General features: G+C 72.0%; 11 protein-coding genes. 8 read left to right on the top strand and 3 right to left on the bottom strand.

Going from position 1 to position 14,134, the window contains the following annotated elements:
• Positions 1–24 precede the first annotated feature (24 nt).
• Positions 25–1,200 (bottom strand): MFS transporter, encoded by a 1,176-nt coding sequence (locus MKK82_RS29485; protein ID WP_238290537.1) that lies wholly within the window; start codon positions 1,198–1,200, stop codon positions 25–27.
• Positions 1,201–1,695: 495 nt separating this feature from the next.
• Between MKK82_RS29485 and uvrA the strand changes: the two genes are divergently transcribed.
• From uvrA to MKK82_RS29525, 8 genes are all read left to right on the top strand, one after another.
• Positions 1,696–4,848 (top strand): excinuclease ABC subunit UvrA, encoded by a 3,153-nt coding sequence (gene uvrA, locus MKK82_RS29490; RefSeq protein ID WP_238290539.1) that lies wholly within the window; start codon positions 1,696–1,698, stop codon positions 4,846–4,848.
• Positions 4,849–5,382: 534 nt separating this feature from the next.
• Entirely contained in the window at positions 5,383–6,360 is a 978-nt protein-coding gene (locus tag MKK82_RS29495) for a transporter (RefSeq protein ID WP_238290541.1), read from the top strand.
• 235 nt (positions 6,361–6,595) lie between these two features.
• Positions 6,596–7,570, top strand: coding sequence for a S1C family serine protease (locus tag MKK82_RS29500; RefSeq protein WP_238290543.1), 975 nt, complete (start codon positions 6,596–6,598; stop codon positions 7,568–7,570).
• Positions 7,571–7,729: 159 nt separating this feature from the next.
• A complete protein-coding gene (locus MKK82_RS29505; protein ID WP_238290545.1) occupies positions 7,730–7,996 on the top strand; it encodes a GCG_CRPN prefix-to-repeats domain-containing protein in 267 nt (88 codons plus the stop codon).
• A gap of 274 nt (positions 7,997–8,270) precedes the next feature.
• Positions 8,271–8,417, top strand: coding sequence for a DUF1127 domain-containing protein (locus MKK82_RS29510; protein WP_010687382.1), 147 nt, complete (start codon positions 8,271–8,273; stop codon positions 8,415–8,417).
• Between the two features lie 99 nt (positions 8,418–8,516).
• Positions 8,517–9,959, top strand: a complete 1,443-nt coding sequence (trmFO, locus tag MKK82_RS29515; protein WP_243987669.1) for a methylenetetrahydrofolate--tRNA-(uracil(54)-C(5))-methyltransferase (FADH(2)-oxidizing) TrmFO — start codon at positions 8,517–8,519, stop codon at positions 9,957–9,959.
• A gap of 218 nt (positions 9,960–10,177) precedes the next feature.
• A complete protein-coding gene (locus tag MKK82_RS29520; protein WP_243987670.1) occupies positions 10,178–11,380 on the top strand; it encodes a Zn-dependent hydrolase in 1,203 nt (400 codons plus the stop codon).
• Between the two features lie 471 nt (positions 11,381–11,851).
• The gene (locus MKK82_RS29525) at positions 11,852–12,574 is read left to right on the top strand and encodes a glycosyltransferase family 2 protein (RefSeq protein ID WP_238290548.1); all 723 of its coding nucleotides are present in this window, start codon (positions 11,852–11,854) and stop codon (positions 12,572–12,574) included.
• Positions 12,575–12,646: 72 nt separating this feature from the next.
• On the opposite strand, the gene MKK82_RS34100 is transcribed toward MKK82_RS29525, so the two are convergent.
• A complete protein-coding gene (locus MKK82_RS34100; protein ID WP_279603344.1) occupies positions 12,647–13,366 on the bottom strand; it encodes a CatB-related O-acetyltransferase in 720 nt (239 codons plus the stop codon).
• Positions 13,363–14,134: glycosyltransferase (locus tag MKK82_RS29535; protein ID WP_243987672.1), on the bottom strand; the 772-nt coding region annotated here is incomplete at its 5' end. The genes MKK82_RS34100 and MKK82_RS29535, both read right to left, overlap by 4 nt.

Consider the following 14,134-nt stretch of genomic DNA (forward strand, 5'->3'; position numbering starts at 1 on the left):
GACCGGGGCCTCAGACCGGGGGCCTCAGACCCGCAGGGAGCGCCCGGCCGCCGCCACGCCGAGGAGCAGGGCGGCCACGATCAGGAAGGCGGCCGGCAGGCCGAGCCCCTGCGCGGCGAAGCCGATCAGGGCCGGGCCCGCCAGCACCCCGGCATAGCCCAGCGTCGTCACCGCCGGGACCGCCACGCTCTCGGGCATCGCCGTCTGGCGGCCGGCCGCCGTGAACAGGACCGGGACGATGTTGGCGCAGCCCGCCCCGACCAGGGCGTATCCGGCGAGCGCCGCCTCCCAGGCCGGCACCACGACCGAGAGCGCGAGGCCGGCCGCCGCCAGCAGGCCGCCGAGGATCACGACCTTCCGCCGGCCGAGCCGGGCCACGATGGCGTCGCCGGCAAGACGCCCGGCCGTCATCGTGACCGAGAAGGCCGCGTAGCCGAGCGCCGCCCAGGCTGGATCGAGCCCCCGGTGCTGGATCAGGAACAGGGCGCTCCAGTCCAGGGCCGAGCCCTCGGTGAGGAACACCACGAAGCAGAGCAGGCCCAGCACCAGCACGATGCCCCGGGGCAGCGCGAGGGCGGGGCCGCTTCCCCGGGCCCGGCCGGCCGGCAGGATGCCGGGCCACGCGGCCGCGAACAGGGCCGCGATCCCGGCGACCAGGAGCAGCACGCTCCAGCCCGCACCCAGCCCGGCGGCCAGCAGGCCGCTGGCGACCAGCGCCCCCAGGATGCAGCCGAGGCTGTAGAGGCCGTGGAAGCCCGACATCATCGGGCGCCCGCTCGCGCGCTCCACCACCACCGCCTGCAGGTTCATGACGCAGTCGATCGCCCCCATCCCAGCCCCGAACAGCAGCAGCGCCCCGGTGAGCGGCACGAGGCCCGCGCCCACGGCCAGCACCGGCAGGGCGAGGCCGAGCGCGAGCGTCCCGGCGAGCAGGACCGGCCGGAAGCCGAGCCGCGCGGCCGCCGCCCCGGCGCTCGGCATCGCCAGGAGCGAGCCGACGCCGAAGGTGAGGAGCAGCAGGCCCAGTCCCGCCGCGTCGAGGCCGGCGCGGTCCTTCACCAGCGGCACCAGCGGCGCCCAGGTGGCGTTGGCGATGCCGACGATCAGGAACAGCAGCCGGGTGGACAGCCGCTGCGCGCTCGCGGCTCGGTCGTCGGCCCGGCTGGGGGCGGCCGGGGCGGTCAGGTCGAGCGCGGGCATCGGCACCTGTCGAGGATGAGGATCCGGGGGCGGATCCGGCGACGTGGGATCCCGGCTCCCGCGGTGCAACACCGGCCGTGGGCGGGATCTGGCCAAGCGGGGCCGCCCGAGCCGGCCGCGGCCGGGCTCGGCCCCGCCGTCAGCGGAGGACCGCGGGGCGACCCGGGGCCGCACGGCCGCACCGCCTGCGAGGGTTCCGGCGTGCTGCGCGGCGCGATCCTGGCGTGCTGCGCGGCGCGGTCCTGGCGTGCTGCGCGGCGCGGTCCTGGGTTGCATCGCGGCGCGTGCGCGGACGGTCGCGCATTCACGGAGCGGTTGCCGCCGTACGCGTTTCGTTCTAGCAAGGGCGGCGCATGACGGGCCTGCGTCCCGCCGGCCCCACCTTGCCGTCGGCCCCCTCGGGCTCGACATGAGTCGGAGCGGCGGCTGGCCCGTGCGCGAATCCGATCCGGATCCGATCCGACTGCGTCGACGCCTCGAAAGACCGCTGCCCTCATGGCCAAAGCCCAAGCTGGAAGTCGTGCCGCGAGCCGCGCCGGCGCCGCCCAAGCCGCCCCGGCATCCACTCCGGCATCCACTCCCGCACCCGCTCCGAAAGGCGCCGGGAAGGCGGCGTCCAAGGCACCGAAACCCTCCGCCGCCCCGGCATCGCAGCCCAAGCCCGCGCGCGCGGCATCCGAGACGCGCGGCCGACCCGAGGCGGCCGCCGAGTCCGCCGTCGACGCGAAGCTGGCGGCCCTGTTCGACGCCGCGCCGGCGAGCGCCCACGATCGGCGGGTCATCGTGGTCCGGGGGGCCCGGGAGCACAACCTCAAGAACGTCGACCTGACGATCCCCCGGGACAAGCTCGTGGTGTTCACCGGGCTCTCGGGCTCGGGCAAGTCCTCCCTCGCCTTCGACACGATCTACGCCGAGGGGCAGCGCCGCTACGTCGAGTCGCTCTCGGCCTATGCCCGCCAGTTCCTGGAGATGATGTCCAAGCCCGACGTCGACCAGATCGACGGGCTGTCGCCGGCCATCTCCATCGAGCAGAAGACCACCTCCAAGAACCCCCGCTCCACCGTGGGGACGGTCACCGAGATCTACGACTACATGCGCCTGCTCTGGGCGCGGGTCGGCATCCCCTACTCGCCCGCCACCGGCCTGCCGATCGAGAGCCAGACCGTCCAGCAGATGGTCGACCGGGTGCTGGAGCTGCCGGAGAAGACCCGGCTCTACCTGCTCGCCCCGGTGGTCCGCGGCCGCAAGGGCGAGTACCGCAAGGAAATCGCCGAATACCAGAAGAAGGGCTTCCAGCGGCTGCGCGTCAACGGCGAGTACTACGCCATCGACGACGTGCCCAAGCTCGACAAGAAGTTCAAGCACGACATCGACGTGGTGGTCGACCGGATCGTGGTCCGGGCCGACATCGCGGCGCGGCTCGCCGATTCCTTCGAGACCGCGCTGGAGCTCGCCGACGGCCTCAGCGAGATCGTGTTCGCCGACGCCCCCGAGGGCGAGGCGCCCCGGACCATCACCTTCTCGTCGCGCTTCGCCTGCCCGGTCTCGGGCTTCACCATCGCGGAGATCGAGCCGCGGCTGTTCTCGTTCAACAACCCGTTCGGCGCCTGCCCGACCTGCAGCGGCATCGGCCACGAGATGCGGATCGATCCCGAGCTGGTGATCTCCGATCCGGCCCTCAGCCTGAAGCGCGGCGCGGTCGGCCCCTGGGCGAAGTCGACCTCGCCCTATTACGGCCAGACCCTCGACGCGCTGGCCGAGCATTTCGGCTTCAAGACCGGCGTGGCGTGGCAGGGCCTCTCGGAGACGGCCCGCGCCATCGTGCTGTACGGCTCGGGGAACCAGTCGATCCGCTTCGCCTACGACGACGGGCTGCGCAAATACACGGTCACCAAGCCCTTCGAGGGCGTGATCCCGAATCTCGAGCGCCGCTACAAGGAGAGCGACTCGGATGCCGTCCGGGAGGAGATCGGGCGCTTCATGAGCGAGACGCCCTGCGCCGCCTGCGGCGGCAAGCGGCTGAAGCCCGAGGCGCTGGCCGTGAAGGTCGCCATGGCCGACATCGCCGACGCGACCGCCCTCTCGGTGTCCGAGGCGCATCGCTGGTTCTCGGAGCTGCCGGAGAAGCTCACGGCCAAGCAGAATGCGATCGCGGTCCGGATCCTCAAGGAGATCCGCGACCGGCTGAGCTTCCTGGTGGATGTCGGCCTCGAATACCTGACCCTCGCCCGCGGCTCCGGCTCGCTCTCGGGCGGCGAGAGCCAGCGCATCCGGCTGGCCTCGCAGATCGGCTCGGGGCTGACCGGCGTGCTCTACGTGCTGGACGAGCCCTCGATCGGCCTGCACCAGCGCGACAACGAGCGGCTGCTCGGCACCCTCAAGCGCCTGCGCGACCTCGGCAATTCGGTGATCGTGGTCGAGCACGACGAGGACGCGATCCTGCAGGCCGATTACGTGGTCGATGTCGGCCCGGGCGCCGGCATCCACGGCGGCGAGATCATCGCGCAGGGCACCCCCGCCGAGGTGCTGGCCAACCCGGCCTCGCTCACCGCCAAGTATCTGACCGGCGCGATGGCGGTCCGCACGCCGACCGCGCGGCGGAAGGGCCGGAAGGGCAAGCTCGGGCTGTTCGGCGCCCGGGGCAACAACCTCAAGGACGTGGACGTCGAGATCCCGCTGGGCACCTTCACGTGCATCACCGGCGTCTCGGGGGGCGGCAAGTCCACCCTGGTGATCGACACCCTCTACAAGGCCATCGCCAAGAAGCTGAACGGCGCCCTGGAGCACCCGGCCCCCTACGGCCGGCTGGAGGGGCTGGAGCACCTCGACAAGGTCATCGACATCGACCAGTCGCCGATCGGCCGCACGCCGCGCTCGAACCCCGCCACCTATATCGGCGCCTTCACGCCGATCCGCGACTGGTTCGCGGGCCTGCCGGAGGCCAAGGCCCGGGGCTACCAGCCCGGCCGCTTCTCGTTCAACGTCAAGGGCGGGCGCTGCGAGGCCTGCTCGGGCGACGGCGTCATCAAGATCGAGATGCACTTCCTGCCGGACGTCTACGTCACCTGCGACGTCTGCAAGGGCAAGCGCTACGACCGCGAGACCCTGGAGGTGAAGTACCGGGGCAAGTCGATCGCCGACGTGCTCGATTCCACCGTCGAGGAGGCGGCCGAGCTGTTCAAGGCGGTGCCGGCGATCCGCGACAAGCTGGAGACCCTGAAGCGGGTCGGCCTGCACTACGTCCATGTCGGCCAGCAGGCCACGACCCTGTCGGGGGGCGAGGCGCAGCGGGTCAAGCTCTCCAAGGAGCTGTCGAAGCGCGCCACGGGCCGCACCCTCTACATCCTCGACGAGCCGACCACCGGCCTGCATTTCCACGACGTCGCCAAGCTCATGGAGGTGCTCCACGAGCTGGTCGACCAGGGCAACACGGTGGTGGTGATCGAGCACAACCTCGAAGTGATCAAGACCGCCGACTGGGTGATCGACATGGGTCCCGAGGGCGGCGACGGCGGCGGAAAGGTGGTGGCCCAGGGCACGCCCGAGGCGATCGCCCGCGCGACGGCGAGCCATACCGGCCGGTTCCTGCGCGAGGTGCTGGAGCGGCGCCCCGCCCCGCCGGCCGCGCGCCGCAGCGCCGCCGAGTAGCCGCGCGCGCCGTCGGCGCCTGCCGCGCAAGGATTCGCGGCTTGAGCGAACCCGGCAGAATCTGCCGGGTGCCGGCCGCCATCGCCCCGGCTCGGGCGCTGATTCGCGCCGTCCGGCGGCGGACCGGGCCCCGCGCGGGCCGGCCCGGACGCGGATTCGGACCGGTGGGGTGTCCCGGCGGTCTCCGCGATCGCCCGGCCGGGCTTGCCGGATCCTCCCGACCTCGCGGGCGGCAACAGCTTGACCATTCAGCGGTATTTTGCCGGAACGGCCGTCAGGCTCCTGCCTGGGGATAGTGTTGCATCGCCGCAAAAATGAGGCTTTTGCGCAACGGTTGGGCCGGTTTTGGCCTGTCAGCGAGCATTCCACTGTCTTTCCGAGGGTCTCTGTAGAATAGTCGCAGACGTTGAGACGGGCAGGCTCCGTGGGGGCGCTCGACACTTCCGAAGCCGGCGGCCGCGATAGGCGAGCAGACCGGCAGGGATGTGCCGAATGCGGGACGGATGCCGTGGGACCTTGGGAAGGAATGACAAAATGATGAAGAACTGGCTCGCGGCCGGCGCGGTCGCGCTCACGGTCGGCATGACGTCGACCATCGCTCAGGCGCAGACCACCACGATCCCGGGCGAGCAGGTCGGCCTCGCCACCGGCGCGCCCCTGCCCGAGGGCGTCTACGCGCTCAATACCTTCGCCTACCGCCTGACCCCCAATGTCGGGCCCGGCGCCTCGGCGGTCGATGTCGGCGTCAACATCCCCGTCCTCGTCTGGTCGACCCCGCTGGTGCTCGCCGGCGGCCGCGTCGAGCTCCTCCTCGCCCCGCCGACCGTGTTCACCTTCGGTAAGAACCGCGGCGCCAACACCCTCCGCGATATTTCGATCAACGTCGGCACCTTCGTGGGCGGCATCTGGGCCTTCGATCTCGGCAACAACTTCGGCGTCAGCTTGCTCGGCGGTACCTACCTCAACGAGCTGAACGGCGACCGCGGCGTCCTGGTCACCAGAGGCGGTGCTCTGGCGGCCGCTCCGGTGCTCGGGCAGCTCGCCTCGAACACCTACCGCTTCGGCATCGCGGGCAGCTACACCGGCAACGGCTATAACCTGACCGCCAACCTGACGGCGAACATCTACGACTCGCCGGCGAAGTTCCCGGGCTTCAACACGGTCGGCTTCGGCAACACCCGCGGTCCGTTCAACATCTCCGACTCGCTGAACCTCGACCTCACGGCGACCAAGAAGTTCGGCAACTTCGAGATCGGCGCGATCGGCTACGGCACCTACAACTTCGACATCAGCCAGACCAGCCTGGCCGCCGGCAACCGCGGCTACTTCGCCCTCGGCGGCCTGATCGGCTACGACTTCGGCAAGTTCACCGCGCAGGTCTACGCGGCCCGCTACGTGGCGGTGTCCGTGCCGCGCTCCGAGGCCACCGAGGTGTTCGGCCGCATCATCGTGCCGCTCTACTCCCCGACCCCGGCCGCCCCGCCGCCGGCCCCGCTGGTCCGCAAGTACTGAGACGCCGGTTCCCCGCCGCCCGGCGGGGAATCCCGGATCTCCGACAGAGCGTCCTCCGGGACGTCGCACCGTCCGGCGCCGCGCCGGGCGGTGTTTTCGTGTGCGCCGGGCGGTGCGGCCAATGGCCTGCCGCGACGGCCCCGCGGGTGTTGCGGGCGGCCCGAACGTCCTATTGTGAGACGATTTCGCGTGCCCGGCACCGGCCGGCGCGTGCCGAACGAGCCGAAGGACCATCATGGCGACGCAGGGCGAGTGGAAGATCCCCGCGCAGGCCCAGCCCAGGCCTGCGGATTACGGCTACGACCTCGACCGGGCGCTCTCGGCGGTGCTCGCCCTGTCGGCGCGGGTGCCGGAGGGCGCCTTCACGGCCGAGACGCTGGGCACCGAGCGGGCCGGCAACGGCGTGGTGATCCGCGAGGACGGCCTCGTGCTCACCATCGGCTACCTCGTCACCGAGGCCGAGAGCGTCTGGCTGACCACCCGGGACGGCCGCTCGGTGCCGGGCCACGTGGTGGGGTTCGACGCCGCCACCGGCTTCGGCCTCGTCCAGGCGCTGGGCGACCTCGGCGTGCCGGCCCTGCCCCTCGGCCGCTCGGCCGGGCTGAAGACCGGCGACCGAGCGGTCCTGGCCGGGGCGGGCGGGCGCCAGCGCTGCGTCGCCGTCGAGGTCGTGGCCCGGCAGGAATTCGCCGGCTACTGGGAATACGTGCTGGACGAGGCCCTGTTCACCGCCCCCTCCCACCCGCACTGGGGCGGCACCGCGCTGATCGGCCCCGAGGGCGATCTGCTGGGGATCGGCTCGCTGCAACTGCAGCAGGGTGGCTCCGGCAGCGCGCGCCCGATCAACATGGTGGTGCCGATCGATCTCCTGCCGCCGATCCTCGACGACCTCGCCACGCGCGGGCGCGCGAACCGGCCGCCGCGCCCCTGGCTCGGCCTCTACGCCACCGAGAGCGAGGAGGGCATCGTGGTGATGGGGCTGGCCGATGGCGGCCCGGCCGAGTCCGGCGGTCTGCAGGCCGGCGACGTGATCGAGGCGGTGGCGGGCGAGCCCGTGGCGGATCTCGCCGCCCTGTTCCGCAGCGTCTGGGCCCTGGGCGAGGCGGGGGTGCGGGTGCCGCTGACCGTCCGCCGGGACGGACGCGGTATCAAGCTCGCCCTCGTCTCCGGGGACCGGGAGCGGTTCCTGCGGACGCCCTCGCTGCACTGATCGGCCGCACGCAACTTTTGCTGCACCCGCGACGTTGCCCGCGCGCCGCCGCGGGCCTGTCTGAGGCACAACCTCTGGCTCAGCGTCGGTTCAGGCGGCGGCGGCCAATCTCCCGGAACCGGCTGCCGATCCGCCGGACGTGAGTGAGGAGATCCAGTCATGACGATTCTGAGCGCACCGCGCGCGAAGGCGCTCGTTGTGGCCGCCGCGATCGCCGGCGGCCTGGGGCTTGCGGGCTCCGCCCAGGCGGCGGGCGGCTGCGGCCCCGGCTTCCATCCCAATCCCTGGGGCATCTGCCGCCCGAACTGGGGTCCCCGCCCCTACGGATACTGGCGTCGGCCGGCCTATTACGGCGGCTACGGATACGCCCGGCCGCGCCCGTTCTACCGTCCCTACGGCTTCTACGGGCCGCGCCCGTTCTACTGAGCCGCAGGGCCCGTCGCTCGCCTCTCGAGGGCGCCCCGTCCACCGGCGGGGCGCCCTTCGCGCGTCCGGAGGGCGGGTTCCGCATGCGCCCAAAGTATGACCATCCGGAATGCTTGCCGGAATCTTAAGCTCGATATGCAAATCCCGCAGGTCTGATGCTTGAGCTTACGCCTCCTACCGCGCTGCGGCAGGCTTATATGTGCGTTGCACCAACAAGAGGCAGCGATGCGCAACGAGGCGCCATCGTCTGCCCGAGCAGAGGTCACAGCACACCATGTCCGCCGCCCGTAGCGTCCTGACCCGCGTCCGCGCCTATCTCCGGTACCGCGACACCGTTTCCCAGCTTTCCCGCCTCTCGGATCGGGATCTCGCCGATCTCGGCATCAGCCGCAGCGAGATCCGCGGCGTCGCCCGCGTCTGATCCCGGCCCCCGCCTGCCCCATCGCGAGGATTCCGCGACGGAATCTTCGAAGGACCGCCGCCCGTTGATCCGGATGGCGGTCCTTCGCTATTCTGAGACATGACACAGACCATCCACATCGTCGGCGGCGGCCTCGCGGGATCCGAGGCCGCCTGGCAGGTGGCCGAAGCCGGCCACCGCGCCGTGATCCACGAGATGCGCCCGGTGCGCGGCACCGAGGCCCACCAGACCGACAGCCTGGCCGAACTCGTCTGCTCCAACTCGTTCCGGTCCGACGACCCGGAGGGCAACGCCGTCGGGCTGCTGCACCAGGAGATGCGCAGCCTCGGTTCGCTGATCATGCGGGCGGCCGACGCCAACCAAGTGCCGGCGGGCGGAGCCCTGGCGGTGGACCGCGAGGGCTTCGCCGCCGCCGTGACCCGGGCGCTGGAGCGGCACCCGAACGTTACCCTCGTCCGCGGGGAGGTCGCGGGCCTGCCGCCGGAGGAGTGGGGGCCCTGCATCGTCGCCACCGGCCCGCTCACCGCCCCGACGCTCGCCGAGGGCATCCGGGACCTCACCGGGGCCGAGTCCCTCGCCTTCTTCGACGCGATCGCGCCGATCGTCCATCGCGACTCCATCGACATGGACGTGGCGTGGTTCCAGTCCCGCTACGACAAGCCGGGCCCCGGCGGCTCCGGGGCCGACTACCTGAACTGCCCGATGGACCGGGCGCAGTACGACGCCTTCGTGGCGGCCCTCGTGGCGGGGGAGAAGATCGGGTTCAAGCAGTGGGAGGGCACGCCCTACTTCGACGGCTGCCTGCCCATCGAGGTGATGGCCGAGCGCGGGCCCGAGACCCTGCGGCACGGGCCGATGAAGCCCGTGGGGCTCACCAATCCCCGCGACCCGCAGGTCAAGGCCTGCGCGATCGTGCAGCTGCGCCAGGACAACGCGCTGGGCACCCTCTACAACATGGTCGGCTTCCAGACGAAGCTGACCTATGCCGAGCAGGTCCGGATCTTCCGCACGATCCCCGGCCTGGAGCGGGCGGAGTTCGCGCGCCTCGGCGGCCTGCACCGGAACACCTACCTCGACAGCCCGCGGCTGCTCGACGCCACGCTGCGGCTCAAGGCCCGGCCCGCCTTGCGCTTCGCCGGCCAGATCACCGGCTGCGAGGGTTATGTCGAGAGCGCCGCGATCGGGCTGATGGCCGGCCGCTTCGCGGTGGCGGAGGCCGCGGGCGACGCGCTCGAACCCCTGCCCCAGACGACGGCCCTCGGCGCGCTGATCGCCCACATCACCGGCGGCCATATCACCAGTGACCCGTCGGCGGCGGATGGCGAGGCCAAGGCCCCGCGCTCGTTCCAGCCGATGAACGTCAATTTCGGCCTGTTCCCGCCCCTGGCGCAGGCGCCCCGCAACGAGACCGGCTGCCGCCTGCGCGGCCCCGAGAAGGCGGCGCTGAAGAAGCGCGTGCTGACCGACCGGGCCCGGGCCGACCTCGCCGCCTGGATGGCGGGCGCGCAACCGGCGGATTGGCGGCCCGCGGCGGCGGAATAGCGCCAGGCCCGGTGTCGGGAGGCCGGGGCCCCTCGCGGGTGCAGGGCCGCGCCCCGAGGTCGGCCGTCGCCCCGAGAGGCGCTTCGTGGCGCTTCGGGGCGCTTCGCCCGAACGTCGGGGTGCCGCCCCGATACCCCGCTGCGGGGCTCCCGGCCCTTCGGAAGTCCCCCACGCGCACGGGCCTTGCACGGTGCGGGCCTTCGGAACCCGGGCTCCGCATGACCGAGATCGACACCGATGCCTTCCTGGCCGACCTGTACGCCCTGCGCGAGATCGGCCGGTTCCGCACCGGCGTCCACCGGCCGACCTTCTCGGCCGCCGACATGGAATCCCGCCGCTGGCTGATGGCCCGGCTGGAGGCATGCGGGCTGGACGCCGCCATCGACGGGATCGGCACCGTCCTGGGGCGCCATCGCGGGCCCGGCCCGCACCTTCTGGTCGGCAGCCACATCGAGACCCAGAACGAGGCCGGCTGGCTCGACGGAGCGCTGGGGGTCGTGGCCGGGGTGGCGCTCGCCCGCGCCGGGCTGCCGGTCGACGTCGTCGCCTTCGCGGACGAGGTGGGGCACTTCTCCGGCGGCTTCCTGGGGAGCCGCTCGGCGATCGGCGACCTGACCGAGGCCGAGATCGACGCCGCCCGCAACCGCACCGACGGCACGCCCCTGCGCGACGCCCTCGAAGCCGCTGGCCTCGCCGGCCTGCCCCGGATGCGGCTCGATCCGGGCCGCTACCGCGGCTTCCTGGAGATGCATATCGAGCAGGGGACGCAGCTCGAATCCGCCGGCCAGCATCTCGGCGTGGTGAGCGGCATCGTGGCGATCTGGCAGTTCCGGATCGTGTTCGAGGGCAACCAGGACCATGCCGGCGGCACCACCATGGCGGAGCGTCGGGACGCGGGCCTCGCGGCGGTGCGGCTGCTCGCGGCGATCGACCGGGAGTTCCCGAAGGTCTGCGGCCCGCGCAGCACGTGGACCACGGGACGGATCACCCTGGATCCCGGCGGCTTCAGCATCATCCCCGGCCGCGCCGAGGTGTTCTTCCAGTTCCGCGACGTGTCGGTGCCGGTGCTCGAGCGGATGGAGGCCTGCCTGGAGGCGCTGGTGCGCGAATCGAACCGGCGCGAGCGCTGCCCCGCGACCCTGACGGCCCTGGCGAAGGCGGTTCCCGCCCCCTGCGACCCCGGCCTGATGGGCGCCCTCTCGGAGGCCGCCGAGGCCGTCTGCCCCGGAGGCTGGCAGGTGATGCCGTCGGGCGCCGGCCACGACGCCCAGAACGTCGCCCGGATCCTGCCGGCCGCGATGCTGTTCGTGCCCTCGATCGGCGGCATCAGCCACCATTGGGCGGAGGATACCGCCGACGCCGACCTCGCTCTGGGCGTCCGGGCGCTGGGCGCCGCGGCGGCGCGGGTGCTGGCCCGGTGAGCGCCGGGTGAGCGCCGGGTGAGCGCCGGATCGCGGGCGCTGCCCCCGCCGGGACGGCGGGGTGGCGCATCCGCCTGTGCGGTGGCGCCGGCCTCCCCTGCACCGGCCTCGCCGGGGGCGGGCAGATCGCGCCCGACCGCGGTGTCCGGACCCGGCGCGCGCAGCCCCGGATGCGCACGCTGGGAGACGTCGGCGCGACGGAACGGACACGGGCGCCGCCCTGCGCGGCCGATCGAGATCTCGATCCGTCCCGCTACGGGCGTTGCGCTCCTGTTCAATCAGGTCGCGCGGCGGGACAGCCTCGCGCAAGGTCCCGCGTGTTACGGGAATTTGCGTGCTCTGCGGGTCGGATCGTTCGAGGGGAGTCCGTCACCTGCGATACGCGGGTGCATGTGGTTCTGGCGATCAGATGAAGCGCCTTCAGACGCGCGTATTCAATCAGCCCAGATAAAAAGATGTCGGTGACAGGCTATGAGTGTCGCGGCCGTGACGCCTTATTACCGAGAGGATGCGCGGGAACTGTTCTTCGCACATGAGAGCGTGCTCCGGCAGAGCCTGAGGGCGCGGCACATCATGGTCGCGGACGGATACCCGAACCCCGCGGTCGCGACCTGGGATTGCGAACACGTCACCCTGCCCGCGGCCCACCGCGATGCCGGCAACTTCGCCAGGGGGGTGGGGGCCCTGCACGCCTTTCAGAGCGGGGCCGATTATGTCTGCTTCCTCGACGCCGACAACTGGCTTCAGACCAACCATGTCTCGAGCCTCCGCGGGGCGATGGTCCGGTCGGGCGCCGAGATCGGCGTCAGCCGGAGGCTCCTGCGACGCCTCGACCGCAGCGTCCTGGATCCTTTCGACTGGGAGAGCGACGGTGCACGATTCGCCGACACGGGAACGGTCATGCTGAGCCGCGCCGCCATCGAGATCGCGACCTTGTGGGCGACGATGCCGCCCGAACTGAGCGGCGCCGGCGACCGGGTGATCTGGGGGGCCATCAACCAGAGGAACTTCACGATCGTTCGGACCGAGCTGGCGACGACGAACTACAAGACCAAGTGGGCCGTGCACTACACCGGGCGCGGGGAGACGGCGCCGGCGGGAACGGTCGACCTCAGCTATGTCCAGTCATCGGAAGCGTATTGGCAGGCGCTGCCGGATCACGACAAGCGCCGCCTTCTGATGGGGCGGAACTGAGGCGCCTGCGGGGCTGCCGGCGCGGGGGCGGCCCTGACCCGCGGGCGCGCGTGTCCCGGATCCGGACCGGTCTCACCCCGTCGGCACCAGGGACTGGATCGGGATCCAGTCCGGCCGGTATTCCTCCATCCCGCCGGCGATCTTCTCCTCCACGGCGTCGAGGAAGCGTTCCGGGTCGGTGATCGAGCACTGGCGCAGGTCCCAGAAGGCGTAGCGCCACCATTGCACCTTCAGGTAGCGCTCGATCAGCGCGTCGGGGAAGCGCATCTTCACGATCCGGGCCGGGCTCCCGGCCACGATCGCGTAGGGCGGCACGTCCTTGGTCACCACCGCCATGGCGCCGATCACCGCCCCGTCGCCGATGGTGATGTCGGGCATCAGGAAGGCGCCGTGGCCGATATAGACGTCGTTGCCGATGCGCACGCGCTTGGGCCAGAGATAGGGCCCGCAGATCTCGTAATCCTCCGCCCGCGGATCGAGGCGGTCGAACACGGCCGAATGGTGCGTGTAGAACAGCGGCGAGGTCGAGCCGCACTGGACCGGGTGGCTGCCGCGGCCGACCTGCACGCTCTCGCCGATCGAGCAGTAGCGGGCGATGTCGGCGCCGAAATAGTAGCCACTCACCGCGTACGAGAACGCCCCCATGGTGAGACAGTAATCGACGCCCATCCACTTGATGCTGCACGGCGGCTCGAAGGTGCAGTCCTCCGGCAGGCCGAACGGGGCCGGGTGCAGCACCGAGATGCCGCGCTGAAGCATGGTCTGCTTCATGTCCTCGTTGACGGAGATCATGCGGCGTCCTCGTCGATGGGGTGTCGGGTCCCGGCCGGCACCGGGTCCAGGCCGTAATAGTCGCGCATCAGGTCGCCGTATGCGGCGGCCCGGATCGGCACCGCGCAGCGACCGCCGGGCGCGACGTCGACGGCGAGCAGCCGGTCGTTGAAGGCGGCCGGGTCGGCGGCCAGGGCGTAGGGCAGCAGGTGGCCGTTCGGGTGGGCGCGCAGCCGCTCGCCCGGCGCACCGAGGTCGAAGGCCACCACCGGCAGGCCGGTGCGCAGCGCGAGCGTCAGCGCGTACGAGTAGGTCTCCGGCCAGATCGCCGGCAGCAGAACCAGGTCGGCCGCGAGCCGCCAGACGAGGTCCAGCGCCTCATGGTCGCCCTGATAGCGCCCGGTCTGGGCGACGCCGACGCCCTCCAGGCCCACGGCCAGCGCCGGGTCGGAGAAGCCCACGATGGAGAAGTGCAGCGGCAGCCCCCGGTCCCGGGCGTCGGTGGCGAGCGCCTGCAGGAACAGCCCGCCCTTCGTGGCGCTGATCGCGCCCAGCACGGCGATGCGGCGGATCTGTCCGTGCCGCTGGAGGGCGGTGTCGCGCACGGCGCGCTCGGGCTCGAGGTGCGGCCGGACCGTGACGGCGAGGTCCGGGTACACGCCCCGGATCCGCGCCGCCGTGTCGGCGGACGGCGCGAACACCCGCGCGGCGCCCGCCAGGAAGGCCCCGAACGTCGCCCGCCGCGCCCCCGGGTCCGGCTCCTCGAACCCGTCCGCATCCGCGGCCAGG

This window comes from Methylobacterium sp. E-046, assembly GCF_022829625.1.
Taxonomy (GTDB): domain Bacteria; phylum Pseudomonadota; class Alphaproteobacteria; order Rhizobiales; family Beijerinckiaceae; genus Methylobacterium; species Methylobacterium longum.